Origin of the sequence: Streptomyces sp. NPDC088197, from assembly GCF_044741185.1 — a bacterium.
Lineage (GTDB): Bacteria > Actinomycetota > Actinomycetes > Streptomycetales > Streptomycetaceae > Actinacidiphila.
On sequence record NZ_JBIUSD010000002.1, the window covers coordinates 845398 to 870627 of the forward strand.

A 25230-nucleotide genomic window follows, 5' to 3' on the forward strand; every position below is an offset into this window, starting at 1 on the left:
TGTCCTCTCTCGAATCTCGAAGGGTCTGCACCCTTGGACACCGTGGGCGGACGGACATCACGCGCGGGGACGTACCCGGTGAAAACGGGCGGTCTCAGACGATCGCGGTAACCGTCACCGACACCGTGACCGGCGTGGTCAGCGTCTGCGGATACGTCGTGTAGACCGCCTCGACGACCGCCTCCCGCACGTGCTGGGCGACCCGGGCCGCCTGGTAGCCGGTGCGTACGGCCAGCGAGACCGTGACCGCGCACTGCGCGGGGTCGGTCCGCCACCGCACGGTGACACCGGGGGCGGTACGCGAGCGCAGCCGGTCGGTCAGGCGCGGGCTGAGGTAGGCGACGCCGGGGACGTCGGCCGCGGCGGCGCCCGCCGCGGTCGCGGTCTCGCGCTCTTCCGGTGTACGGGTCAGCGGGTTCATCGGGTCAGCCCTCCCCGGAGGTCGCGTCGTTGAGCGGGCGGTCGGCCGCCGCCCCGTCGTCCAGAACGTCCACCACCGACACGTCCACCGCGGCGACGTCCAGGCCGATCACCGCGTGCGCCGCGTTCATGACGCGTTCGCGGACCGCCGCGGCGGCCTCGGGGACGGTACGGCTGAGGACGACGGCCACTTCCAGGCGGACCCGCAGCGGCACGCGCGGCAGCGGCAGCCCGGGCAGTACGTAACGCGCGGGCTCGCGGGCCGCGGTGATCCGGCAGCTCCCGGCCACGACACCGGGAACCGCGTCCGCGGCCTGCCGGAAGAGCCGGGCGGCGGCGGTCTCGGTGATCCAGTCGTCGGCCGCGGGGTCGCCGAGCGGTACGAGGCGGCCGGGCCGCAGTTCGGTCCGCACCAGGTCCATCACGCGGGCGGCCAGATCGGGCGCGGGCAGGTCGCGTACCGCCAGCGCCTGGTGCACGGCCTGGTCGAGCTGGGCCAGTTCGGCGAGCGAGTCCCGGCAGTGCGGGCAGTCCTCGTGGCCGGGGGCGGGCTCGCCGCCCTCCCACAGATCGGCCAACGAGGCGTCGCAGGGCAGGAGTTCGTCGTCTAGCGCCATGTGTCCATCGCCTCCGTCAGATAGCGGCGGGCGCGGAAGATCCGTCCCCGGACGGCCGGTTCGCCGATCCCCACGGCGGCGGCGATCTCGTCGTACGACAGGCCGTGGAATTCGCGCAGCACCCAGCACGCGCGCTGCTCGGGGGTGAGCCCGGCCAGCGCGCGGTGCAGCGCCTCGGCCGACGCGGCGGACTCCGCGGCGCGGACGGGCGAGGACTGGTACTCGGGCGCGGCGGGTTCGACGATCGAGTCCAGCGGCTGGGTGGGGCGGCGGCCCCTGAGGACGTTGAGGCAGCGGTTGGTCACGATGCGGTACATCCACGTGCCGAAGGCCGCGTTCCTGCGGAACTCCGGCAGCCGCCGCCACGCGCTGACATACGCGTCCTGCACCGCGTCCTCCGCCTCGGCGTCGTTGCCGAGCAACCGGCGTGCCAGGCGCAGCAGTTCGCCGCTGTGCCGCCGTACCAGGATCTCGAACGCCTCGTCGTCGCCCTCGCTCGCCCGGGCGACCAGCAGGTCTTCCTCCCGCCCGGACGCCGGCGGCTCCGGCTCGGGCGGGGGCACATGCGACGGCGCCCCGTCGGACGCCTCACCGGACACGGCACCGCGCCGGGTCCTCGGCGGCGAGCAGAGGCACGTACAAGCAGGTCAACGTCGTCCGTCCAACAGGTGATCGCGGTCCACGGGGGTGTGCCGTACGGCACCGGGTTCGTGCGAGCGGCAGCGGCGTGCGGGGGCGCCGGGGTGGGACAGCCCCGGCGCCCCCGGAGAACGGCTACTGCACTCGTCCCTCGGCGGGGGTGTCGTCGTCCTCGTCGGGCAGGTGCACGTCGACGATCGAGACGTTGACTTCGACGACCTCGAGGCCGGTCATGCGCTCGACGGCGGAGATCACGTTCTCCCGTACGTCGGCGGACACATCGGTGATGGCGACGCCGTACTCGACCACCAGCTCCAGGTCCACGGCCGTCTGCCGCTCGCCGACCTCGACCTTGACGCCGCGGGTCACGTTGGGGCGGCCACCGGGGACGCGGTCGCGGATGGCGCCCATGCTGCGGGCGAGGCTGCCGCCGAAGTCGTGGACGCCGAGCACCTCGCGTGCCGCCATGCCCGCGATCTTCTCCACGACGGAATTGGCGATGGACGTACGGCCGCGCTCGGCGGGCACGCGGAAGGCGCCGTCGGCCCGCTTCTCCAGGCCCTGCCCCTTGCTGCCGTCGTCGTCGCGGTCCGTGCTGGTGCGCTGGGGCGAAACCGGCGCTTCGGCCTTCGTCGTGGTCATACCGGGTCTCCTGGTGTTCGCAAGTACACCGGCCGGGTCGCGCGGATCCACTGACGCGGATCGCACGACGGTGGATCGTACGAATACGCCGACCCTACGGTGCATGTGGCGGCCTCATGGGCCCTGACATTCTTAAGACACCCCTGATCCGGAGACCTCACGCGCGAATCCGGGATCTTCTCGAAGAGATTCCCGCGCGGGTCGGCGGGAGCGGGCCCGGCCCGGGTCCTGAGGCTCCGCGGCCCCGGTCCCGGCGGGGCTCAGACGTCGGTGCGCACCCAGAGGCAGAAGGGGTGACCGGCCGGGTCGAGGAAGATCCGCGTGTCGTCCTCCGGCTGGTGCGCGGCGAGGGTGGCGCCGCAGGCCAGGGCCGTGGCGGTGCCCGCCGGGAGGTCGGTGACCTCGAAGTCGAGATGCAGCATCATCTGCTGCGCGGCGGGGGCGGAGGGCCAGGTCGGCGGGGTGTAGAGGGGCTCGGTCTGGAAGGACAGGCCCGTGCCGCCGCCGGGCGGGTTGAGCTTGACCCAGTCGGGCTCCCGCGCGGTGACCTCCCAGCCGAGCAGCCGCCGGTAGAAGTCGGCGAGCGCCGTCGCGTCGGGCGCGTCGAGGACGACGGCGGTGAAGGTCGTACGCAGTGGTGCGGTCGGCTCTGACATCGGTCTCCCCTGGTCGCGGCGGGCCGGGCACGGCGGCCCGGCTCTCGGGCGTGCGGCCCGTCCGCGGTCCAGCGTGGCACCGGGCACCGACAACGCGGCGCCGCCTCTCCGCCGCCGGACGGACCGACCGGCGGAGGGGAGGCGGGGGGCCCGCCGCGCTCCCGACTCAGGCGGCTGTGCGCTCGCGCAGCGTCAGCGTCCCCTTCCTGATCGTCGCCAGCCGCGGCGCCCGCTTGGCGATGCCCGAGTCGTGGGTGACGAGGATGAAGGTGAGGCCGCGGTCGCGCCAGAGCCCTTCGAGCAGGCCCATGATGTCGTCGCGGGTGCCCTCGTCGAGGTTGCCGGTGGGCTCGTCGGCGAGCAGCACCTTGGGCTCCTTGACCAGGGCGCGGGCGATGGCGACGCGCTGTTGCTGGCCGCCGGAGAGCTCGGACGGCAGGTGGGTCAGCCGTTCGCCGAGGCCCACCGACTCCAGTGCCCGCGCGGCGCGTTCGCGGCGGGTCGCGCCCTTGACCCCCATGGGTACGAGGGCGGTCTCGACGTTCTCCTGCGCGGTGAGGGTCGGGATGAGGTTGAAGCTCTGGAAGATGAAGCCGATGTTCTCCGACCGCACCTTGGTGAGCTTGGCCTCGCCGAGCTTGGCGAGGTCGACGCCGTCCAGTTCCACGGCGCCCGACGTCGGGCGGTCGAGGCCGCCGAGCATCTGGAGGAGCGTGGACTTGCCGCCGCCGGTGGGGCCCTGGATGACGAGCTGGTCGCCGTCGGCGATGGCCAGGTCGATGCCCTTGAGGGCGTCCACGGTGGCCTTGCCGCGCCGGTAGCGCTTGGTCACGCCGGTCAACTGATACATGGTCAATTCCTTCTGGACGAGGGGCTATTCGACGCGGCGCAGGGCGTCGGCGGGGCGCAGCCGGGAGGCGCGCCAGCCGCCGAAGGCGCCCGCGATCAGGCCGCCCGCGACGGCCAGGCCGACGGCGAGGGCGATGGTGTGGACGCTGACCGGGGCGCTCAGCGCGATGTCGACGGTCTTGGCGGCGGAACGGGCCGGGCCGCCGAAGCCGCCGCCACCGCCGCCGCCCGCACCGCCACCGCCTCCGTTGGAGCCGAGTTGAGCGCTGAGCGTCGGGCTGATCGCGGTGACCGCGTACGCCCCCGCCAGGCCGAGCGCGATGCCGAGGACACCGCCGAGCAGCCCGTTGACCAGCGCTTCGCCCATCACCTGCCGGGTGACCCGGCCGCTCTTCCAGCCGAGCGCCTTGAGCGTGCCGAATTCCCGTACCCGCCTGCTGACGGCGGAGGAGGTGAGCAGCCCCGCGACCAGGAAGGCCGCGACGAGGACGGCGATCGACAGCCACTTGCCGACGTTGGTGGCGAGCGAGGACGCCGTCGACAGCGAGCCGGAGACGGTGGAGGCCAGGTCGGCCGAGGTGGTGACCGTGGTCCCCGAAATGTTCTTCTGGATGGCCGACTTGACGCTGTCGATCTGCTGCGAGCCGGACGCCTTGACGTACACCGTGGTGATCTTGTCCGCGGAGTCCGAGAGCGTCTGCGCCTGTTTCAGCGGCAGGTAGAGGTTGGCCGCCGCCTGGCCGCTGTCGGCGGTCGCGATGCCGATGACCTTGTACTTCGTGTCCTTGACGGTGACCGTCGAGCCGACCGAGAGCTTGTTCTCCTTGGCGTACGCGGAGTCGGCCACGGCGACCTCGGCGTCCGCCTGGGCGGCGGTGAAGGTGGTGCCCGAGGTGATCTTCGACGAAGTCAGCGGGCCGAGCGCGAGGTTGGAGACATCGACGCCGTACAGCGTGTAGCTGTTGGCGTCGAACTGCGCGCCGCCGCCCCGGACTTCGCCCTGCGGCGGGGTGTTGCCGCCGCCGCGCCCGCCGCCGCTGCCGCCGGAGGTGCCCTGCTTCTGCTGGAACTGGCCTTGTGTGAACGAGCCGTCGATCTTGAGCACTTGGAGGCTGAGGCCGCCGACCGCGCCCGCGACGTGCTGCTGACCGCTCACCTTGCCGACGACCGAGGACGCCAGCGTCTGGAAGCCCTGGACCATGACGCGGTCGCTGCTCTGCGTCTTTCCGTCGCTGTTCGCGTCGAAGTCGAACTTGGGGCGGGTCGTACCGCCGCTCGCGGTGGCGGCGGGCGCGGCCTTGGTGACGGTCATGTCCGTACCGAGGCCGTACAGCGACTGGAGGACCTTGTCCTGCGCCTGGCCCATGCCGGACGAGACGGAGTTGACGGTGATGACCAGCCCGATGCCGAGCGCGAGGCCCAGAGCGACGACGAGTGCCGCCTTGCGTCGGCGGCGCAGCTCGCGCCGGAGATACGTGAAGAACATCCGATTCCTCGTGGGTGGCAGTGGGTGGAGCCGGGAGTGGAGTGGACGCGAGGAGGGGGTGCGTCCACTCCGCTCCCGCTGCCGCGAACGCTAGGAATCAGCGGTGACGTTCCGGTGAGGCGGGTGTGAGGGAGTGCTGAGAAACAGGGTGCCGCGATGAGCCGGGGATAAAGCCCGGGTGAGGAGTTCCTTGAACAGCTCTCCCACGGGCCCTGCACAGGCCCGTGACAGTTCGCTCGGGAAGTCTGACGCGGGGTGCGACCCGCACCCCGCGGGAGTCACCGCGGGCCGCGCCGCCTGCCCCCGGTCAGCGGACACCCAGCAGGTGGTCCATGGCGAGCTGGTCGAGCGCTTCGAAGGCCATGCCCCGCTCGGCCGCCGCCGTGACGTCGAAGTCCTCGTACGCGCCGCGGTCGGCGAGCAGTCCGGCCAGCCGTCCGCCCAGCGTGTCCTCCGCGCCGAGCGTCGGCAGGGCCAGCTCGTCCAGGCGCGAGGCCCGCAGCGCGGCCTGCACCTCGGGGTCGGCGCGGAAGGCGGCGGCGCGCTCCTTGAGGATCAGGTAGTTGCGCATGCAGCCCGCGGCCGACGCCCACACCCCGTCGTAGTCCTCGGTACGCGGCGGCTTGAAGTCGAAGTGCCGCGGCCCCTGGTATCCGGCGGTCTCCAGCAGGTCGACCAGCCAGAAGGCGGAGCGCAGGTCGCCCGCGCCGAAGCGGAGGTCCTGGTCGTACTTGATGCCGGTCTGGCCGTTGAGGTCGATGTGGAAGAGCTTGCCGTGCCACAGCGCCTGGGCGATGCCGTGCGGGAAGTTGAGCCCGGCCATCTGCTCGTGGCCGACCTCGGGGTTGACGCCGACGATGTCGGGGCGCTCCAGCGAGTTGATGAAGGCCAGCGCGTGGCCGACGGTCGGCAGCAGGATGTCGCCGCGCGGCTCGTTCGGCTTCGGCTCGACCGCGAACCGCAGGTTGTAGCCCTGCTCGGTGACGTACTCGCCGAGCAGGTCGAACGCCTCCTTCATCCGGTCGAGCGCCAGCCGTACGTCCTTGGCGCCGCCGGACTCCGCGCCCTCCCGGCCGCCCCACGCCACGTACGTCTCCGCGCCCAGCTCGGCGGCGAGGTCGATGTTGCGGAGGGTCTTGCGGAGGGCGAAGCGGCGGACGTCGCGGTCGTTGGCGGTGAAGGCGCCGTCCTTGAAGACCGGGTGCGTGAAGAGGTTCGTGGTCAGCATCGGGGTGGTCATCCCGGTGGTGTCCAGCGCCTGCCGGAACCGCTTGACCAGCGCGTCGCGCTCCGCGTCCGTCGAGCCGAACGGGATCAGGTCGTCGTCGTGGAAGGTGACGCCGTACGCGCCCAGCTCGGAGAGCCGGTTGACGGACTCGACCGGGTCCAGCGGGGCGCGGGTGGCGTCGCCGAACGGGTCGCGGCCCTGCCAGCCGACGGTCCACAGGCCGAAGGTGAACTTGTGCTCGGGGGCCGGGGTAAGACTCTCGGAAGTCATTGCGACTGGCTCCTATTCGTCAGACTGTTAAACAAATTAGTATGCGAGACCAGCGATGGGAAGTGGCGCTCGCGAAGGGATCGGGAATCGCATGGGGTCGAAAGCAGGGACGGGACGGGTCGTGCTCGGGGTAGACAGCTCCACGCAGTCCACGAAAGTGCTGGCCGTCGACGTGGACAGCGGCGCCGTCCTGGCCGCCGGGCAGGCGCCGCACACGGTCAGCTCGGGGGCCGGACGCGAGACCGACCCCGAGGTGTGGTGGACGGCGCTGCGCGACGCGATCGGGCAGACCGGGGAGTACGCGGCGCGCGCCGAGGCGATATCGGTCGGCGGGCAGCAGCACGGGCTGGTCGTCCTCGACGCCGCCGGACGCCCGCTGCGGCCCGCGCTGCTCTGGAACGACGTACGGTCCGCGCCGCAGGCCGCCGCGCTCGTCGAACGGCACGGCGCGCAGTGGTGGGCCGAGCGCTTCGGCTCCGTCCCCGCGGCCAGCTTCACCGCCGCCAAGTGGGCATGGCTCACCGAGCACGAGCCCGAGGTCGCGGCGGCCGCCGCGGCCGTACGCCTCCCCCACGACTTCCTCACCGAGCGGCTCGGCGGCGCCGCCGTCACCGACCGCGGCGACGTCTCCGGCACCGGCTGGTGGGCCTCGGGCACCGAGACCTACGACGACGGGCTGCTCGCCGAGATCGGGCTCGACCCCGCGCTGCTCCCGACCGTCCTCGGGCCCGGCGAGGAGGCGGGCACCGTCTCCGCCGGTCTGCCCCTGCGGCCCGGCACCCTCGTCGCCTCCGGCACCGGCGACAACGCCGCCGCCGCGCTGGGCCTCGGCCTCGAACCCGGACGCGCCGTCCTCAGCCTCGGTACCTCCGGTACGGTCTACGCCGTTTCGCGGCGGCGGCCCACCGACGCGTCCGGGACCGTCGCGGGGTTCGCCGCCGCCGACGGGGGCTGGCTGCCGCTGGCCTGCACCCTCAACTGCACGCTGGCCGTCGACAAGGTGGCCGCGCTCCTGCGGCTCGACCGGGAGGAGGTGGAGCCCGGCGGCTCCGTCGCCTTCCTCCCCTTCCTCGACGGTGAGCGCACGCCCAACCTGCCGTACGCCTCGGGGCTGCTGACCGGCCTGCGCCACGACACGTCCGCCGGACAGGTGCTCCAGGCCGCCTACGACGGGGCCGTCTACGCGCTTCTCTCCGCCCTCGACCAGGTGCTCGCCGTGGACTCCGCCCCCTCCGACCAGCCCCTTCTCCTCATCGGCGGCGGCGCCCGGGGCGCGGCCTGGCTCGACACCGTCCGCCGCCTTTCGGGGCGGGCCGTTCAGGTGCCGCGTGCCGCGGAGCTGGTCGCGCTGGGCGCCGCCGCCCAGGCCGCGGCTCTCCTCACCAAGGAGTCTCCCTCCGCCGTCGCGCTCCGCTGGGGTACCGCGGCCGGGGCTCTCCACCCGCCCCTTCCCCGCGATGACGCTGCGCTCGCCCGCCTCTCCTCCGCGCTCCCGCTGGCGGCCGGCCGCTGACGCCGCCGCCTTTCTGGGGGCGGCGCCCGTTTCTTTCCCACCCGCCCACCCGTGCGAGTGCTTTCTTCGTCTGCGGGTGCCGCCTGTGCCTGGTCGGTCCCGGCCCGGGGCACCTCCTCGGGCGACGAACCTGCGGCCACTTCCATGACGTCCAGCCCTTGCCCGTTCGTCCCCCTGCGGGGGCACCCCGCACCGTCCCCTCCTCGCCCGTCGGCGTCCGCCTGTCCGCTGTGGCTGGGGGGGGAGGGGGCGGGAGGGGGCCGGGCCCTGCGCCACCCGACGTCCAGCCGGGTGGGCGGGGGTGCGGGTGCTGGGGAGTGGGGGGTGGCAGGGGCTTCGTTGGGCTGTTGGAGGAAGGGCCCGAGCATTCCGACTCACCGGGAGGGGGCACCGGCGCAGGGCGGCCCGCCGAAAGAATCCCCCTCCCGGCAACCCCCACCGGCGGGCGGACGCCGACGTACCGGGAGGGGACGGGCCGGGGTGCCCCCGCAGAAATGCGGTGACAGGGACGGTGCCGAATAAGCAAAGAGCAGGTAGCCGCATTTCGAGGAGGTGCCCCGGACCGGCACCGACCAGGCACAAGCGGCACCCGCAGACGACAACACACCCGCACGGGTGGGCGGGCGGGCAGAGAACACCGCCGCGGCGCAGCCGCACATACTTGGGGGGATGGGATGGAGGACGGCGTGGGTAAGGGAATGGGCGCGCAAGCGGGCCTGAGGCGCCGCAACATGGCACTGGTCATGCGTGCCCTCGCCGCAGGCGAGAACGTCACGCGCGCCGCCGTCGCGGCAGAGGTCGGCCTGACGAGGGCGACCGTCTCGACGCTGGTGGACGAACTGCTGGCGGCCGGCCTGGTGGAAGAGCGCGGCGCGCAGCGCCCCGGCACCGTCGGCCGCCCCGGCACCGCCCTGGCCCTGAGCGAACGCGGCCCCGCCGGCCTCGGCGCCGAGGTCGGCGTCGACCACCTGGCCGCCTGCGTGGTGGACCTGCGCGGCACCGTCCGCTGCCACGCCGAGGCGAAGGCGGCGAACCGCGGCCGCCCGGCCGCCGAAGTGCTGGCGGAACTGGCCGAGTTGACGGCGAAGGTGACCAGGGAGGCGGCCGGGAGCGGCCTGCGCCCGGTCGCCACGACAGTGGCGGTCCCCGGCCTGGTCGGAAAGGACCGCGGCACGGTCCTGCGCGCCCCGAACCTGGGCTGGGAGGACGTGGCCGTCGCGGCCCCCCTCGGCGAGGGCACGGTCGTGGAGAACGAGGCGAATCTCGGCGCGCTCGCCGAATTGTGGCTCGGCGGCCACGAGAGGCTCGCGGACTTCGTGCACGTCTCCGCGGAGATCGGCATCGGCGCCGCCCTCGTCGTGGAGGGCCGCCTGTTCCGCGGCGCCCGCGGCTTCGCGGGCGAGCTGGGCCACGTACCGGTGCACCCGGACGGCCCCTTGTGCTCGTGCGGCGCGCACGGCTGCCTGGAGACGTACGCGGGCGAGGAGGCGCTGCTGCGGGCGGCGGGGGTGGGCGCGGGCGGCGGCCCGGCACTGCGGGCGGCGGCGGCCGACGGCGACCCGGCGGCGCTGAAGGCGCTGGAGGAGGCGGGCGCGGCGCTCGGCATCGCGCTGAGCGGCGCGGTGAACCTGCTGGACCCGCAGGCGGTGGTGGTCGGCGGCCCGCTGGCCGAACTGGCGCCGTGGCTGCTGCCGGGCGTCCGGCGGGAGCTGGCGGCCCGCGTCACCGACCGGCAGTGGCGCCCTGAGGACGTGGTGACGTCCAGGCTGGGCCGCGACGGGGTGCTGCGGGGCGCGGCGTACAGCTCCGTCCGCACGGTGCTGGAGGACCCGGCGAGCTGGGCCCTCCAGCAGGAGGCGTGAAAGCCTTACGCCTGCGGAGCCGTCCACGCCGCCCAGGACAGGTTCCAGCCGTTGAGCCCGTTGTCCGGCTGGATCGTCTTGTCGGCGGAGTCCTTGACGATGACGACGTCACCGACCATGGAGTTGTTGTAGAACCAGGCGGCCGGGGTGTTGGGGTCCTTGCCGCCCTTGGTGTCGCTCAGGCCCACGCAGCCGTGGCTGGTGTTGGTGGCGCCGAAGATCGACTTGCTGCCCCAGTAGTTGCCGTGGATGAAGGTCCCGGAGTTGCTGAGCCGCATGGCGTGCGGGACGTCGGGGATGTCGTACTCGCCCTTGCCGTCGTCCTCGGTGAAGCCGACCGTCGCGCCGTTCATCCGCGTGGTCTGGTACTTCTCGGAGATGACCATCTGGCCGTTGTACGTGCTGTGGTCCGGTGCGCCCGCCGAGATCGGGATGGTCTTGAGGACCTTGCCGTCGCGGACGACGGTCATCTGGTGGGTCGCGGCGTCGACGGTGGAGACCTGGGAGCGGCCGACGGTGAAGTTCACCGTCTTGTCCTGGACGCCGTAGATGCCCGCGCCGCCCTTGACGCCGTCGAGCTTGAGCTTGAGGGAGACGTGCGAGCCCGCCTGCCAGTACTGCTGGGGGCGGAAGTCGAGCCGGGTGGAGCTGAACCAGTGGCCCTCGACCCGCTGGCCGCTGCTGGAGGTCACCGAGACCGCGGCCTCGACGGCGGCGCGGTTGGTGATCGCCTTGTCGAAGTTGATCGAGACCGGCATGCCGACGCCGACGGTGGAGCCGTCCTCCGGCGTGAAGTAGCCGATGAAGCTGCTGGCGGCGGAGACGGTCGAGAAGGTGCCGTTCGCCGCGGCCGTACGGCCCTGGGAGTCGGTGGCGGCGGCCGATATCGCGTACTGCGTGCCGCGGGCCAGCGCGACGTCCGGGGTCCAGCTCGTGCGGTCGGCGGATATGGTGCCCGCGATCTTGTTGCCGGTGGCCTTGGACGTCATGGTGACCGAGGTGAGGGTGCCGCCCGCCACCGTGACCTTGGCGTCGTTGTGGATGCTCGCGCCGGTGCTGCCGTCCTTGGGCGTGATGGTGATCTTCGCGTCGGACGCCTGCTTCGCCGCCGCGGCGTCCTCCTTGGACTGGGCGGCGGCCGACGGGGACTGCCCGGCCGACGGGGACGAGCTGGCGGAGCTGGTCGGTTTGTCGCCGCCCGCGGCCTTGTCGCCGCCGCCGCCTCCGCCGCCGCCGCACGCCGTCAGCGTGACGGCACCGCCGATCAGCACCGCGGCGGCCGCGAGTGCGCGGCGGCGGGTGAAGGGCGAGCGCTTGGCGGGGGCATGTGCGTTGTCGGGCGGCGTCACGCGTGTCTCCAATGGGCTGGGGTCGCTCGCGGGTGAATGACGAGCTTCGTCCACATGCCATGAAAACAGGCCGACACCGGTAACCGTGCCCCGAGTGCCGGAATTGTGGGGTAACGCACGCGGGCCGTTTCCGGCCGCACGCGACGGGAGGCGGCGCGTTCGCGCAGGTGGGAGGGGTTGTCCGGGCGCCGCCTCCGGGCCGGTCGGCGCGGAGCGTCCGGCTCCGCTTCCGGCGCCGCCGGACCCCCGGACAACGCCCTAGTCCTCGGCGTCCGCGTCCTCCTCGTCGAGGTCCCACTCGTCGGAGTCCGGGTCGTACTCGGTGTGCGCGCACGACCACGACGCCTGGACGAGGTCGACGCCCGGCACGGCCGAGAGCAGGTCGGCCGGGTCGACGAGGTACGCCAGCGCCTCCGACTCGTCCTTGCCGACGGCGTCGCGTGCGTGCAGGCGTTCCTGCGGCGGCATGAACTCGTCGGCGCCGATGTGGTCCAGGGCCGCGCCGCGCAGCTCGTCGGGCCCGGAGACCTCCAGGACGAGTTCCACCTGGAGTCGTACGTACCGCGGACCGCTCTCGCCGCGGGGAATCTCAGTAGCGCTCATGCCACGGAGCGTAAGCGCCTTCGCCGCGGCTTCCCACGAGCCACACCAAGTCACTACCATCTGCCCCTACGGTCAATTCGCCGCACCAGCTGGGGGATCCGTTGACCTCGCCCCGTCCCTATGTCGCCGCAGCAGCGGCCGCCGCGCTCGCGGCGCTGTTCTTCGTCCCGTCCGCGAGCGCGAGTCCCGACGACGCCGCGACCTCCGCGCACACGAAGACCGCGGCCCACACCCGTACGACAAGCACGGCCAGTACGGCCAGTACGGCCAGCACGGCCACCACGCGCACCGCCGCGGAGCAGATCGGCCTCGCCGACACCGGCAGCATCGACACCAAGCCGTATCTCATCGGCGGTGCCGCGTTCCTGGTGGCGGGCGCGGGGCTGATCGTCAACGCCGGCCGCCGCACCCGCCAGAGCTTCTGACGGCGTCGCTCACACGGTCGCCGTTCCGCTCACGGATTCACGCGAGCGGGCCGGTGACCGACTCCGCCGCGCGCGCCAGCTCTCCGGCCCGTACGAAGCGGTAGGCCGCCTCCAGGTCCGGTGACAGGAAGCGGTCGGGGCCCGCGCCCAGCACGCCCGCCGCGCGTACCGCCGCCAGGACCGCGGCCGAAGCGGGCGCCGGGCGCTGCTCGCCCGTCGTGGTCCTGATCTCCAGCGCGCGGGTGGCCGCGTACATCTCGACGGCGATGATCCGGGTGAGGTTGTCGACGGCCGTACGGAGCTTGCGCGCCGCCGACCAGCCCATGGAGACGTGGTCCTCCTGCATCGCGGAGGACGGGATCGAGTCCACCGACGCGGGCACCGCGAGCCGCTTCATGTCGCTGACCAGCGCGGCCTGCGTGTACTGGGCGATCATCAGACCGGAGTCGAGGCCGGGGTCGTCGGCCAGGAACGGCGGCAGGCCGTGCGAGCGGTTCTTGTCCAGCAGCCGGTCGGTGCGGCGCTCCGCGATGGAGCCCAGGTCGGCGGCGGCGATGGCGAGGAAGTCCAGGACGTACGCGACCGGCGCGCCGTGGAAGTTGCCGTTGGACTCGACCCGGCCGTCCTCAAGGACCACCGGATTGTCGACGGCGGCGGCCAGTTCGCGCTCGGCGACCAGGCGGGCGTGCGCGAGGGTGTCGCGGCCCGCGCCCGCGACCTGCGGGGCGCAGCGGATGGAGTACGCGTCCTGCACGCGCGGCGCGTCGTCCTGGTGGTGGCCGGTGAGCCCGGAACCCTCCAGCACCCGGCGCATGTTCTCGGCGCTGGCCGCCTGGCCGGGGTGCGGGCGGATCGCGTGCAGCTCGGGGGCGAGGACCTTCTCGGTGCCGAGCAGGGCCTCCAGGGTCAGCGCGGCGGTGATGTCGGCCGCGGTGAAGAGCCGGGCCAGGTCGGCGCAGGCCATCACCAGCATGCCGAGCATGCCGTCGGTGCCGTTGATGAGGGCCAGGCCCTCCTTCTCCCGCAGGACGACCGGCTCGATGCCGTGCTCCGCGAGGAGTTCCGCGGCGGGGCGCACCGTACCGTCCGGGCCCTCCGCCTCGCCCTCGCCCATCAGCACCTGCGCGCAGTGCGCCAGCGGGGCGAGGTCGCCCGAGCAGCCGAGCGAGCCGTATTCGTGGACGACGGGCGTGATCCCGGCGTTCAGCAGCGCCGCCATCGTCTCCGCGACCACCGGGCGCACCCCGGTACGGCCGGACGCCAGCGTCTTCAGCCGCAGGAACATCAGCCCGCGGACCACCTCGCGCTCCACCGCCGGGCCCATCCCCGCCGCGTGCGACCGTACGAGGCTGCGCTGCAACTGGGCCCGCAGCTCCGGGCTGATGTGCCGTACCGCCAGGGCCCCGAAGCCCGTCGACACCCCGTAGACCGGCTCGGGCTTCGCCGCCAGCGCCTCGATCACCTCACGCGCCCTGGCGATCCCCGCCAGCGCTTCCGGCGCCAGCTCCACCCGCGCGCCGTCGCGCGCCACGGCGAGTACGTCGTCGGCGGGGGCGCCGTGCGCACCGATGACCACGTTATGCATATTCATATTCACGCACCCTAAGCACTGAAAGCCGCCCTGTCACTCCCCTCTGCGACCAGCACTCTCCGGCCCCGCCCCCGCGGGTCCCGGCCGGGCGGGACGGCACGGACACGCCCTAAGGACGGTTGCCGCGGATGCGGCGGCGCTCGCCCTCGCGGGCCGGCGGCGAGTCGGCGAGCCGCACGACGGGGTCCTCGGGCCCGGCGCGCCCCGCGACGACGGGGTGCGCCGCGCGCAGCGCCTTGGCCTGGTACTGCGCCGCGTCGGCCAGCCGGAACAGCCGCCGCGCCGAGCGCACGGGCCCGATCGGATCGCCGGTGGACGCCACACCGCAGGCCACGCCCTCGCCGACTTCGAGCTGCGCGGCCCGCCCGCACAGCTCGTCGGCCGCCGCGACCACCTCGTCCGGCTCCTGCCCGACGGCCACGACGCAGAATTCGTCACCGCCGAGGCGGGCGGCCAGGCTGCCGGGAAGCATGGCGCCGCACAGCGAGAGCAGCGAGCCGAATCGTTCCAGCAGCCGGTCGCCGACGGCGTGCCCGAGCCGGTCGTTGACCTTCTTCAGACCGTTGAGGTCGCACACCACCAGGCTGACCACGGCCCCGTCCGCCCGGTGCCGTTCCAGCGCCTCGTCGAGGCGTACGTCCACGGCCCGGCGGTTGCCGAGCCCGGTCAGCGGGTCGGTGAAGGCCAGCCGCTGCACCTCGGCGAGCCGTTCGGTCTGGGCGATCCCGGAGGCGATGACGGCGGCCAGCACAGTCGCGAAGTCGGCGTCCCCGCGGTCGAAGCCGGACACCCCGGCGCGCCTGGCCACGTACAGCTCGCCCCACGCCCTGCCGTGCAGCACGATCGGCGCGACCACGCAGGAGCCGCGTCCGCGCCGCCGCAGCGCCGCGGCCCGGCCCCAACTGCTGCCGCCGGGCGACGCGCCGGTTCCTTCGGCGGTCTCGACCCAGGCGTGCGGCTCGCCGCCGCGCGCCCACTCACCGTGCAGGAACTCCACGATCTCCGGGAAGTCGTGCACCGAGTACGACTCGTCGTCCGGCTCCGGCTCCTCGCCGGGCGCCAGCTCCCCGTCGTTGACCAGGACCCGCAGCCGCCCGGTCTCCCGCTCCCACGTCGAGATCGCCGCGAAGGACGCGTCCATCGCGAGCCGCGCCCGCCGCGCCCCGGCCCGTACCGCGGCCAGCGGCGTCTGTTCGGTCGCCAGTGCCTGTGCCAGCTCGACGACCGCTCGAAGCCGGAGATCGGCCGTCCCGTCCACCATCTGTCCAGGCTAGGGAGGTTTGTCCGGTTTGGAGCGCTGGCTGCGCCGAACGGAGCCCGTTCGGCGCTGCGCCCGCCCGTCGGCGACTACGCACAGTGGCCGCGCGCGGCGATCACGCGCCGGGCCACCGCGGGGGCCGCTTGTCGTTGAAGGCGGCCACGCCTTCCGCGCGGTCGGCGGAGAAGGCGGTGGCGCGCCAGGCGGCGTCCTCGATCTCCAGCCCGGCGCGCAGGTCGAGGCCCTGGCCCAGGCGCAGCGCGCGCTTGGCCGAGCGCAGGCCGACCGGCGAATTCGCGGCGATCCGGTCGGCCAGCGCCAGCGCCTCGGCGCGGGCGTCGTTCCCGGCCGCGAGCTGGTCCACCAGGCCGAGGGCGAGCGCCTCGGCGGCCGGTACGCGGCGGGCGGTGAAGACCAGTTCCGCCGCGCGGGCGGCGCCGACCCTGCGGGGCAGCAGTTGGGTACCGCCGCCGCCCGGGATGACGCCGACCGAGACCTCGGGCAGGCCGACGACGGCCGTCTCGTCGGCCACGATCACGTCACAGGCGAGCGCCAGCTCGAAGCCGCCGCCGAGCGCGTAGCCGTGCACCGCCGCGACGGCGGGCATCGGCAGTTCCAGGACGCCGGTGTACGCGGCCCTGGTGTGCGGGCGCTGGCGTACGAGGTCGGCGTCGGTGAACGCGTTGCGCTCCTTGAGGTCGGCGCCGACGCAGAACGCCTTGTCGTGGGTGGACGTCAGGACCGTGACGCTGACGCCGGGGTCGGCCGCCAGCGCCGCGCAGGCGTCGCCGATCGCGACGGCCATCCGCGTGGAGACGGCGTTCATCGCCTTCGGCCGGTCGAGCACCAGTTCCGCGACGCGCTCGCCGTGCCGGCGGACCGCCACCCACTCCCCGAACCGTCGTTCCGCCGTCCCCTGCGCTTCCATTCGCCCGCCCTCCGGTTAACGACCGTGAACCCCCATCCTGCCATCCCCCTCCCCGCGGGGGACGGCACGGTCGCACCGGTCCGGACGGCGCTCGCACCGCACAGGGCCGGACGGCGCTTACCTCACGTCGGATTCATACGGTCATACGGTGGACGGTCGCGAATCCCCCGGCCAGCAGCACGGCGACGACGGCCGCGAGGACCCCGGTGACCCCGAGGGCGGTGAGCCCGGCGAAGAAGTGGCCTATGCCCTTCCAGCCGTGCGCCCATGTGGCGATCAGCGCGACCAGGGCCAGCACCCCGAGCTGCGCCCCGCCGAAGGCCGTGGTGCCGGGCAACCCGGCGCGGCGGAAGACCAGGCCGTACCACATCCCGTAGACGAACAGCAGGAAGAAGGCGACGGCGGCGGTGAGCCACGAGACGTACCAGGCGCCGTCCAGCAGGAACGGGACGCGGAAGTAGGCCATGCGCATGCCCCAGCCGCCGGTCGCGCGTTCGAGGACCTGGCCGACCGCGACGACCAGCCCGAAGGTCACGGCGAGGGCCCCGGCCAGGGCGGTGACACCGCGCAGGTAGGTGCGCCTGCTGACACCGAGGGTGAGGGCGAACGGCAGCGCGCGGGCGACGGTCTGTAGGCCCACGGCGAACATCACGAGGAAGGCCGCGGCCAGGCCGCCGACCCAGCGGTGGTCGGCGTGGGCCGCCGGGGTGAGCCGCAGGATCACCACGTCCAGGACGAAGCCGAAGGCGGCCCACTCCCAGGGCAGGACGAGGTAGGTGAAGCGGTCCAGCAGCAGATACCGGACGACGGAGAGCACCGGGGTGGGACGCATCAGGATGCCCTCGCAGTCGTGAGGCCGGACGGGTCGTGGGGTCCGGCGCCGGGCGCGCCGTGACGCTCGGCCGCGTGGACCGCGAGCTGCTGGAGGGTGCACTCCTCCAGGCGCAGGCGCAGGTGTGCGGCCAGTTCGCGGTCGCGGTCGTCCAGGCGGCCTACCATCACCGCCCTGGTCTGCGCGCCCATCGTGCGGCGGCTCAGCGTCGCACGGGCGGCGATGAAGCGGTCCACGGCGGTGGCCGGGCCTGTGACGGTCGTGGCGGTGCCGCGCAGTTCCTCGGTCGGCGCGTCGAGGACCAGCCGGCCGCGGTCCAGGACCAGGACGCGGTCGAGGAGTTCGGCGGCCTCGTCGATGAGGTGGGTCGAGAGCACGACGCACCGGGGGTGGGCGGCGTAGTCGGCGAGGAGCTGGTCGTAGAAGAGCGAGCGGGCGACCGCGTCGAGGCCCGCGTACGGCTCGTCGAACAGCGTGAGTTCGGCGCGGGCGGCCAGCCCGATGATGATGCCGAGGGCGGTCCGCATGCCGCGCGAGAGCTTCTTGATCGGCCGGGTCGGCGGCAGCTCGTACGCGTCCAGCAGCGTGCCCGCCAGCTCCTTGTCCCAGTTCGGGTAGAGCAGCGAGGCCGCCGCGACGGCGTGCCGCACCTTCAGGTCGGGGTACGTCTGGTCCTCGCGGACGAGGATCATCCGGCGCAGCACCGCGTCGTTCTCCAACGGCCGGGCGCCGAAGGCGTGCACGGTCCCGGAGGTGGCGATCTCCTGGCCCGCCAGGATGCGCAGCAGCGTCGTCTTCCCCGCGCCGTTGCGGCCCACCAGTCCGGCGATGCACGGCGTGTCCAGCTCGAAGCTGACGTCGGTGAGCGCCTGGTGGTCGCGGAAGGCGCGTCCGACGCCGGTCAGCGAGACGACCGGGCTCATACGTCGCCCCCGACCGTCGCCGCCGTGGTCGTGGTGGCGGTCGTGGTACCAGGCGGGGCGGTCGTGCCAGCGGTCGTGGCGGCCGGTGTTCCGGCGGACGGCGCGGAGTGCGGCGCGGTGGCGCCCGCCGCCTGCGACGTCACCGCGACCGAGGCCAGCTCGTCGCGCAGCAGGCCGAGCAGTTCGTCCTGCCCGATCCCGAGGCGCGCCGCCTCGACCGCCAGCGGCCGTACGTACCGGTCCGCGAAGCGCCGCCGCCTGCCCCGCACCAGCCGGTCCCGCGCGCCCTGGGCGACGAACATGCCGACGCCGCGCCGCTTCTCCACCAGATCCTCGTCCGACAGGACGGTGAGCGCGCGGGCCGCGGTGGCCGGGTTGACCCGGTAGAAGACCGCGAGCTCGTTGCTCGACGCGACGCGCTCGCCCTCGCCCACCGTCCCGTCGGCGATCTGATTCGCCAGCTCGGCCGCGATCTGGGCGAAGATCGGCCCGCCCTCTTCCAGGAGTGACATCCTGCCTCCGTTGCTCTGGTGGTTCCCTACCGTACTAAGGAACCAACGGGGCGGGCAAGAGGGCACGCCAAATGAGGCGGGGGAAGTCGGGTGACCCGGCGGAAGCGGGACACGGCGTCAGGGACGCGGCGCGCGGGCAGGCCGGAGCGCGCGCCCGTGGCGCGGTCGGGGCGGAGCGGGCCTCAGTCCCGGCGGGAGAGCAGCCAGGGCTCGACGACGCCGAGGCCGCGCACGGGGCGGCGCCACATCGGCTGGAGGGCGAAGCGGTACTTCTCCGCCTCGGTGGCGTCCACGTCCGCCTCGGACAGCGGCGCGTCACCGGCCTCGCCCAGCGCCTCGGCGAAGTCGCCGTCGACGAGGACGGCATCGCGCGGCGCTATCGAGGTGAGCCGGGAGGCGAGGTTCACGGTGGTGCCGAAGACGTCGCCCATGCGGGTGGTGACGGTGCCGAAGGCCATGCCGACGCGCAGGGCGGGCATGCTGTCGTCGCCGGTCATGGTCTCGATGAGGCGTATGCCGATCTCGGCGGCGGTGCCGGGGTCGTCGGCGACGAAGAGGACTTCGTCGCCGAGGGTCTTGATCAGCCGTCCGCCGTATGCGGCGACCTGGTCGGCGGCCGTGGTCTCGAACGCCTCGACCAGCTCGCCCAGTTCCTCCTCCTCCAGGCGCCGGGTGAGCCGGGTGAAGCCGACGAGGTCGGCGAAGCCGACGGCCAGCCGCCGGTCGACGGCCTCCTCGTCGTCGGACTGGACGACCCGGCTGGTGGCGGCGGCGACCTGGCGGCGCCAGACGTAGATGAGGAACTCCTCCAGTTCCGGCAGGAGGAGTTCGACCAGCGGATACGCGACTTCCGCGCGGGTCATCCCCGGCTCGGGGGGCTCGGTGAGACCTTCGAGGAAGGAGTCGGTCTGCCAGTCGGCGAGCCGGGCCGTGGTCTGGCCGGTGGAGCGGGCGACCTGGATGGCCATCGACTCGCTGAGCAGCCCCGCCTCGACCAGGCCGGCCAGCCGCCGCAGGGCGAGGACGTCCGCCTCGGTGAGCGCGCGCGCCTGGCCGATGTCGGCGAAGCCCATGGCCCGCCAGAAGCGGGAGGCCAGGTCCATGGAGACGCCCGCGGTGCGGGCGGCCTGGAAGGGGGTGTAGCGGCGGGGCGCGCCGAGGATGAGCTGTTCCAGGCGCAGCGCCAGCGGGTGCTCCCCCGACTCGCCCGGCTCCCCCGGCTCCCCCTGCTCCTCAAGATCGACCGGATCCACTGGATCGGCCGGGTCGGCCGGGTCTGACGCGTCCGTGCCGTCGACGGAATCGGCCGGATCCGGCGCGTCCACGGGGTCGGGTACGTCCGCGGCGTCCGGTGCGATCGGAGGGTCGGCGGGATCGACGCCGTCCGGCTCCGGGGCGGCACCCGGATCCGAGTTGTGCGGCTCGTCTGGCGGGGTGCCCGCGTTCTCCACGCTCACCGCCCAGCCCTTGAGGAATCCCTGCGCACAGCCCTTCCGATCATCGAGACGACGCAGCCCCTCAACGATACGGCAGGTGTGCCGTGGCTCACTCTCACCAGGGCGCCGGTGAGACACCCGTGACGCGCGACGGAACGGCGCGCGAGCCGGTCTCCGCGGCGGTGTCCCGCCGCGTCAGCGCGCGGGCCTGAGGTGGACGACGTCGCCCGCGGCGACCGGCTGCTCGGCGCCGTCCGGGGTGGCGATCACCAGGCGGCCGTCGCCGTCGATCCCGACCGCGGTACCGGCCAGTTCCTTGTCTCCCGGCAGCTCCGCGCGGACCTCCCGGCCCAGGGTGGCGCAGCCCGCCGCGTAGGTCTGCTGGAGCCGGGAAGCGGCGGGGTCGCCGTCCTCCGCGCGCCAGGCGCCGTACCAGTCGGCCAGCGAGCGCAGGACCGCCCGCAGCAGCGGGTCGCGGTCGGTGCCCTTGGCCCCGGCCAGGGCGAGGGACGCGGCGGTGGGGACGGGCAGCTCGGCGGCGCGCAGCGACACATTGAGGCCGATGCCGATGACGACGCCGTCGTCGCCCGCGCGCTCGGCGAGGATGCCGCCCGCCTTGCGTTCCTCGCCGTCCACGGTGACCAGCAGGTCGTTGGGCCACTTGAGTGCCGTGTCGACGCCCGCGGCCCGCGACAGGGCGGTGGCGGTGGCGACCCCGGCGAGCAGCGGCAGCCAGCCCCAGCGGTGCACCGGCACCGGGCCGTGCGCCGGGAGCGGCGTGCCGTCGGGCGCGGTACGAGCGGCCATGGCGCCACCCGGTCGGAGCAGTACCGAGAAGAAGAGCCCGGAGCGCGGCGGCGCCGACCAGCGGCGGTCCAGCCGTCCGCGGCCCGCGGTCTGCTCCTCGGCCACGAGGACCGCCCCCTCGGGGGCGCCCCGCGCGGCGCGGGCGGCCAGGTCGCTGTTGGTGGAGCCGGTGGCGTCCACCACGTCCAGCGCGGTCCACAGCGCGTCGGGGGTGACCACGGCGCGCCGCAGCGCGGCGGCGTTGAGCGGCGGTCGTTCCAGGTCGGACCAGCGGCTGGGCGTCATGTCCTCACCCTATGAGGCGGGTACCGGAGTGTGTCCAACGCCGCACTGCTCGTACCCCAGAGTCGCCACTACGCTACGGAACAGCGTTACCGGCCAGTCAGCAAGTCCCGCCGAGAGCAGGAGAGCCGCCTCCATGTCCGAGCAGGAACACGACATCCACACCACCGCGGGCAAGCTCGCGGACCTGCGCCGCCGTATCGAGGAGGCGACGCACGCGGGCTCCGGGCGCGCGGTGGACAAGCAGCATGCCAAGGGGAAGGGCACGGCCCGCGAGCGGATCGAACTGCTCCTGGACGAGGGGTCGTTCACCGAGCTGGACGAGCTGGCTCGGCACCGCTCGACCAACTTCGGCCTGGAGAGCAACCGGCCGTACGGCGACGGTGTCGTCACCGGCTACGGCACGGTCGAGGGCCGCCCGGTCGCGGTGTTCTCGCAGGACTTCACGGTCTTCGGCGGCGCGCTCGGCGAGGTCTACGGCGAGAAGATCGTCAAGGTGATGGACTTCGCGCTGAAGACCGGCTGCCCGGTGATCGGCATCAACGACTCCGGCGGCGCCCGCATCCAGGAGGGCGTCACCTCGCTCGGCATGTACGGCGAGATCTTCCGCCGCAACACCCACGCCTCCGGGGTGATCCCGCAGATCAGCCTGATCATGGGCCCGTGCGCGGGCGGCGCGGTGTACTCCCCCGCGATCACCGACTTCGTGGTGATGGTCGACCAGACCTCGCACATGTTCATCACGGGTCCCGATGTGATCAAGACGGTGACCGGCGAGGACGTCGGCATGGAGGAGCTGGGCGGCGCCCGTACCCACAACTCGACGTCGGGGAACGCGCATCACCTGGCCGGTGACGAGAAGGACGCCTTCGAGTACGTCAAGGCGCTGCTGTCGTACCTGCCGAGCAACAACCTCCAGGAGGCGCCGTCCTTCGCCGCCGAGGCGGATCTGGCGGTCACGGACGAGGACCTCGAACTGGACACGCTGATCCCGGACTCGGCGAATCAGCCGTACGACATGCACAAGGTGATCGAGCACGTCCTGGACGACGGCGAATTCCTGGAGACCCAGGCGCTGTTCGCGCCGAACATCCTCACCGGTCTCGGCCGTATCGAAGGCCGTCCTGTCGGTGTGGTCGCCAACCAGCCGCTCCAATTCGCGGGCTGTCTCGACATCAACGCCTCCGAGAAGGCGGCGCGTTTCGTGCGGACCTGCGACAGCTTCAACATCCCCGTGGTCACTTTCGTCGACGTTCCCGGATTTCTCCCCGGCACCAGTCAGGAGTGGGACGGCATCATCCGCCGCGGTGCCAAATTGATCTACGCGTACGCCGAGGCCACGGTTCCGCTGATCACGATCATCACTCGAAAGGCGTACGGCGGCGCGTACGACGTGATGGGCTCCAAGCACCTGGGCGCTGACCTGAACCTGGCCTGGCCCACGGCACAGATCGCGGTGATGGGCGCGCAGGGCGCCGTCAACATCCTGCACCGCCGCACGCTGGCCGAGGCGGCCACCCCGCAGGAGGCGGAGGAGCTGCGGGCGCGGCTCATCGCGGACTACGAGGACACGCTGCTGAATCCGTACATCGCCGCGGAGCGCGGCTACGTGGACGCGGTCATCGCGCCCTCCCAGACCCGCGCGCAGCTCGTGAAGGCGCTGCGGACGCTGCGCAACAAGCGGGAGAGCCTGCCGCCGAAGAAGCACGGCAACATCCCGCTGTAGACGGACCGCGCGGGGCCCGGGGGCGAGGACCCGCGGGACCCGCCGGGCAGGGACCCGCGAGCCGAGGAGGAGAGCGCTCATGGTGATCAAGGTGGAGCGGGGCAGCCCGACCCCCGAGGAACTGGCGGCCGTCGTCGCCCTCGTCCAGGCGCGGGCCGCGGCGGCCGGGAAGAGCGCAGACGGCCCGGCCCCGCTGGACGGCTGGGCCGACCCGGCGCGCAATGTGCCGCGCGGCGTACCGGCGCCGGGGCCCGGCGCGTGGCGGGCGTCGGCCTGGCCCGCGTGAGCGGAATGTCGGGTCGGCGGCGGATGTCACACCAGTAACAGGGTGATCCTGAGTATCCGTACTCAGGCGCTCCGGTTCGCCGGGGCGCAACCCTGGAGACATGTTGTGGTCGGACCCGCGGGACGAACCGCCGGAGGAGATGCGCAAGGCGCAGGCGATGCTGCGCCGCGCGATGCTGGTGATCGCGCTGGCAGCCGCCGTGGTCATGCTGGTGGCGACCTGGAGGTCGTGAACCCGCGCGTCCCGGCCAGGACCGGCCCGGAGAACGGCCCGCACCGGCCAGGACCGACCCGGAGAGCGGCACCGGCGCCGCCAGCCGCCCCGGACGCGGCCGTGAACCCGCGTCCTGAACCGGCGTCCCCCGTACGGGTGTCGGTGCCTACGATGGGCCGATGAGCAGCTCCAGAACCCTTGTCCTCGCGTCCGCCTCGCCCGCCCGGCTCGGGCTGCTGAAACAGGCGGGCCTCGACCCGCGCGTGATCGTCAGCGGTGTCGACGAGGACGCGATCACGGCCGCCACGCCCGCCGAACTGGCCCGCGTACTGGCCGAGGCGAAGGCCAACGCGGTGGCCGGGAGCGGCGCGCTCGACGGCGGCGAGCTGGTGATCGGCTGCGACTCCGTTCTCGAACTCGACGGCCAGGCGCTGGGCAAGCCCGCGGACGCGGCCGAGGCGGTGGCGCGCTGGCAGGCGATGCGCGGGCGCAGCGGGGTGCTGCGGACCGGGCACTGCGTGATCGACACCGCCAGCGGCAAGCAGGTCGCCGAGACCGCGTCCACGACCGTACGGTTCGGGACGCCGGACGACGACGAGGTCGCCGCGTATGTGGCGAGCGGTGAACCGCTGTACGTGGCGGGCGCGTTCACCCTCGACGGCCGCTCCGCGCCCTTCGTGGAGGGCATCGAAGGCGACGCGGGCAACGTGATCGGCCTGTCCCTGCCGCTGCTGCGGCGGCTGCTGGCCGAGCTGGGGGTACGGATCACCGACCTGTGGGTCTGAGCCGCCGTCAGCGGGCGCGGGAGGCGGGGCCGGTTCCTGGGTCCGGGGTCGGTCCTGGGCCAGTTCCTGGGCCGGTTCCGGGAGCGCTCAGGCCGTGGCGGGCGGCGGGAGTTCGCCGCCGTTGCCGTTCGCGGTCCCGCTCTCGGCGGCCTCCCGCGGCCGGTCCTCGGGCGCGTACATCAGCAGCGTGGCGACGAGGCCGCCCAGTATCACCATCATCAGCACGAACGCGTACCAGCCGATCAGGCCGACGACCAGCGCGCCGACCACGCCGTGCACCACCGCGCAGACGATGAGCACGATCCTGGCGAACCGGCCGGTCATCTCGTCGCGGCGCACTATCCGCACGACGAGCACCGCGCACAGGATGAGGAAGAGGCCGAACAGCGCGCCGCCCACCCACGATCCGATGGCCATGGCGTCGGAGTCGAGACCGGCGAGCGACATGGACTGATGGCGTACGGCGAGGCCGAGTATCCAGTTCACGAAGGCGATGGTGAGGGCTTCGAGAACAAGGACCACGGCGGTGCCGACGGCTATACCTCTGCGCACACTGTCCCCTTCGGCCGTCGTCCGGGGCCCGGTTACCGCTGGTACCCCCGCCTGTCGCAGGCTACTCACCGGTACAACCGGCGGCAAGGGGTCTGGCCACGCCGGTCGTTCCACCCGTACGGGGAGTCCGGCGCGCGCGATCCGGAACGTCACCCCACTCGTTCGGGGACACCGGCGGCCGGTCGGGAAACACCGACGGCAAAGATTCCGCTCGCTATTCGTAGGGTTTCCACAAAAGAACGTCAGGTCTCTTCGCAGACTTACAGGGAGATCTCCCCCACACCGATGAGTGCGGGACATCGGCCCGAGCGGGGCCGTACCGTGGACTGAGCAGGCGTTCACGGGTTCTTCAGGCCCATGGATCACCCTCCGTGTGGGGAAGCTCACGTGCAGGGGTGCCTCGGCACCAAGTGTGGCCAGTACCTAAACTCGGCTTGTTTCAAGGAGGGAGCCATCGTGCGCAAGGTGCTCATCGCGAACCGCGGTGAAATTGCTGTCCGCGTTGCCCGTGCCTGCCGGGATGCGGGGATCGCGAGTGTG

General features: G+C 73.1%; 27 protein-coding genes. 8 read left to right on the forward strand and 19 right to left on the reverse strand.

Going from position 1 to position 25230, the window contains the following annotated elements:
- Nucleotides 1-94: 94 nt before the first annotated feature.
- From ACIOC1_RS08400 to xylA, 8 genes are all read right to left on the reverse strand, one after another.
- Complete coding sequence (locus ACIOC1_RS08400; RefSeq protein WP_391049097.1) at nt 95-421, reverse strand: Asp23/Gls24 family envelope stress response protein; 327 nt, start codon at nt 419-421, stop codon at nt 95-97.
- 4 nt (nt 422-425) lie between these two features.
- Nucleotides 426-1037, reverse strand: coding sequence for a hypothetical protein (locus ACIOC1_RS08405; RefSeq protein ID WP_355349913.1), 612 nt, complete (start codon nt 1035-1037; stop codon nt 426-428).
- On the reverse strand, nt 1028-1600 hold the full coding sequence (locus ACIOC1_RS08410; RefSeq protein ID WP_355349938.1) for an RNA polymerase sigma factor: 573 nt from the start codon (nt 1598-1600) through the stop codon (nt 1028-1030). The genes ACIOC1_RS08405 and ACIOC1_RS08410 overlap by 10 nt, the downstream gene beginning before the upstream one ends.
- Before the next feature lie 211 nt (nt 1601-1811).
- A complete protein-coding gene (locus ACIOC1_RS08415; protein WP_355349910.1) occupies nt 1812-2318 on the reverse strand; it encodes an Asp23/Gls24 family envelope stress response protein in 507 nt (168 codons plus the stop codon).
- Between the two features lie 260 nt (nt 2319-2578).
- Nucleotides 2579-2974, reverse strand: coding sequence for a VOC family protein (locus ACIOC1_RS08420; protein WP_401721670.1), 396 nt, complete (start codon nt 2972-2974; stop codon nt 2579-2581).
- A 166-nt stretch (nt 2975-3140) separates the two neighbouring features.
- Nucleotides 3141-3824, reverse strand: coding sequence for an ABC transporter ATP-binding protein (locus tag ACIOC1_RS08425; protein WP_401721667.1), 684 nt, complete (start codon nt 3822-3824; stop codon nt 3141-3143).
- A gap of 24 nt (nt 3825-3848) precedes the next feature.
- Nucleotides 3849-5309, reverse strand: a complete 1461-nt coding sequence (locus ACIOC1_RS08430) for an ABC transporter permease (protein WP_401852721.1) — start codon at nt 5307-5309, stop codon at nt 3849-3851.
- Between the two features lie 307 nt (nt 5310-5616).
- Nucleotides 5617-6807, reverse strand: coding sequence for a xylose isomerase (gene xylA / locus ACIOC1_RS08435; RefSeq protein WP_355349898.1), 1191 nt, complete (start codon nt 6805-6807; stop codon nt 5617-5619).
- A 91-nt stretch (nt 6808-6898) separates the two neighbouring features.
- Between xylA and xylB the strand changes: the two genes are divergently transcribed.
- Entirely contained in the window at nt 6899-8320 is a 1422-nt protein-coding gene (gene xylB, locus ACIOC1_RS08440) for a xylulokinase (protein ID WP_355349895.1), read from the forward strand.
- Between the two features lie 731 nt (nt 8321-9051).
- Nucleotides 9052-10182, forward strand: coding sequence for an ROK family transcriptional regulator (locus ACIOC1_RS08445; RefSeq protein ID WP_355349892.1), 1131 nt, complete (start codon nt 9052-9054; stop codon nt 10180-10182).
- Between the two features lie 5 nt (nt 10183-10187).
- On the opposite strand, the gene ACIOC1_RS08450 is transcribed toward ACIOC1_RS08445, so the two are convergent.
- Together ACIOC1_RS08450 and ACIOC1_RS08455 are read right to left on the reverse strand one after the other, a co-directional pair.
- Complete coding sequence (locus ACIOC1_RS08450) at nt 10188-11531, reverse strand: Ig-like domain-containing protein (RefSeq protein WP_401852725.1); 1344 nt, start codon at nt 11529-11531, stop codon at nt 10188-10190.
- 258 nt (nt 11532-11789) lie between these two features.
- Nucleotides 11790-12134 (reverse strand): hypothetical protein, encoded by a 345-nt coding sequence (locus ACIOC1_RS08455; protein WP_401721655.1) that lies wholly within the window; start codon nt 12132-12134, stop codon nt 11790-11792.
- A 101-nt stretch (nt 12135-12235) separates the two neighbouring features.
- Here ACIOC1_RS08455 and ACIOC1_RS08460 point away from each other — a divergent pair, with 101 nt between their 5' ends.
- The gene (locus ACIOC1_RS08460; protein ID WP_401852728.1) at nt 12236-12559 is read left to right on the forward strand and encodes a hypothetical protein; all 324 of its coding nucleotides are present in this window, start codon (nt 12236-12238) and stop codon (nt 12557-12559) included.
- Nucleotides 12560-12596: 37 nt separating this feature from the next.
- Here the strand turns inward: ACIOC1_RS08460 and hutH are convergent, their stop codons facing one another.
- The 8 genes from hutH to ACIOC1_RS08500 form a co-directional block, all read right to left on the reverse strand.
- Nucleotides 12597-14150 carry a histidine ammonia-lyase gene (gene hutH / locus ACIOC1_RS08465; protein WP_355349880.1) on the reverse strand — a complete coding sequence of 518 codons (1554 nt, stop codon included), beginning with the start codon at nt 14148-14150 and terminating at the stop codon, nt 12597-12599.
- Nucleotides 14151-14259: 109 nt separating this feature from the next.
- Nucleotides 14260-15411, reverse strand: coding sequence for a sensor domain-containing diguanylate cyclase (locus ACIOC1_RS08470; protein WP_355349877.1), 1152 nt, complete (start codon nt 15409-15411; stop codon nt 14260-14262).
- Between the two features lie 112 nt (nt 15412-15523).
- Nucleotides 15524-16336, reverse strand: a complete 813-nt coding sequence (locus tag ACIOC1_RS08475; protein ID WP_391049069.1) for an enoyl-CoA hydratase-related protein — start codon at nt 16334-16336, stop codon at nt 15524-15526.
- Nucleotides 16337-16469: 133 nt separating this feature from the next.
- Nucleotides 16470-17168 carry a hypothetical protein gene (locus ACIOC1_RS08480; protein ID WP_391049066.1) on the reverse strand — a complete coding sequence of 233 codons (699 nt, stop codon included), beginning with the start codon at nt 17166-17168 and terminating at the stop codon, nt 16470-16472.
- Entirely contained in the window at nt 17168-18091 is a 924-nt protein-coding gene (locus ACIOC1_RS08485) for an ABC transporter ATP-binding protein (RefSeq protein ID WP_355349868.1), read from the reverse strand. Before ACIOC1_RS08485 ends, ACIOC1_RS08480 begins: the two co-directional genes overlap by 1 nt.
- A complete protein-coding gene (locus tag ACIOC1_RS08490) occupies nt 18088-18603 on the reverse strand; it encodes a GntR family transcriptional regulator (RefSeq protein ID WP_401852731.1) in 516 nt (171 codons plus the stop codon). The genes ACIOC1_RS08485 and ACIOC1_RS08490 overlap by 4 nt, the downstream gene beginning before the upstream one ends.
- A gap of 182 nt (nt 18604-18785) precedes the next feature.
- Complete coding sequence (locus ACIOC1_RS08495; RefSeq protein ID WP_401313121.1) at nt 18786-19856, reverse strand: adenylate/guanylate cyclase domain-containing protein; 1071 nt, start codon at nt 19854-19856, stop codon at nt 18786-18788.
- A 378-nt stretch (nt 19857-20234) separates the two neighbouring features.
- Nucleotides 20235-21131 carry a biotin--[acetyl-CoA-carboxylase] ligase gene (locus ACIOC1_RS08500; RefSeq protein ID WP_401852733.1) on the reverse strand — a complete coding sequence of 299 codons (897 nt, stop codon included), beginning with the start codon at nt 21129-21131 and terminating at the stop codon, nt 20235-20237.
- A 133-nt stretch (nt 21132-21264) separates the two neighbouring features.
- Between ACIOC1_RS08500 and ACIOC1_RS08505 the strand changes: the two genes are divergently transcribed.
- The 4 genes from ACIOC1_RS08505 to ACIOC1_RS08520 all read left to right on the forward strand — a co-directional run bounded on the left by ACIOC1_RS08505 (nt 21265) and on the right by ACIOC1_RS08520 (nt 24138).
- The gene (locus tag ACIOC1_RS08505; RefSeq protein WP_401852736.1) at nt 21265-22854 is read left to right on the forward strand and encodes an acyl-CoA carboxylase subunit beta; all 1590 of its coding nucleotides are present in this window, start codon (nt 21265-21267) and stop codon (nt 22852-22854) included.
- Nucleotides 22855-22933: 79 nt separating this feature from the next.
- Nucleotides 22934-23140 carry an acyl-CoA carboxylase subunit epsilon gene (locus ACIOC1_RS08510; protein WP_355349856.1) on the forward strand — a complete coding sequence of 69 codons (207 nt, stop codon included), beginning with the start codon at nt 22934-22936 and terminating at the stop codon, nt 23138-23140.
- 100 nt (nt 23141-23240) lie between these two features.
- Nucleotides 23241-23372: a morphogenic membrane protein MmpB gene (mmpB, locus tag ACIOC1_RS08515; protein ID WP_262928358.1), complete on the forward strand. Its 132-nt coding sequence runs from the start codon at nt 23241-23243 to the stop codon at nt 23370-23372.
- A gap of 160 nt (nt 23373-23532) precedes the next feature.
- On the forward strand, nt 23533-24138 hold the full coding sequence (locus tag ACIOC1_RS08520) for a nucleoside triphosphate pyrophosphatase (RefSeq protein ID WP_355349852.1): 606 nt from the start codon (nt 23533-23535) through the stop codon (nt 24136-24138).
- An 87-nt stretch (nt 24139-24225) separates the two neighbouring features.
- Here ACIOC1_RS08520 and ACIOC1_RS08525 read toward each other — a convergent pair whose 3' ends face one another.
- Nucleotides 24226-24690: a hypothetical protein gene (locus tag ACIOC1_RS08525; protein WP_401852739.1), complete on the reverse strand. Its 465-nt coding sequence runs from the start codon at nt 24688-24690 to the stop codon at nt 24226-24228.
- Between the two features lie 456 nt (nt 24691-25146).
- Between ACIOC1_RS08525 and ACIOC1_RS08530 the strand changes: the two genes are divergently transcribed.
- Nucleotides 25147-25230 (forward strand): biotin carboxylase N-terminal domain-containing protein (locus tag ACIOC1_RS08530; RefSeq protein WP_355335748.1); only part of this gene is annotated, 84 nt, incomplete at its 3' end.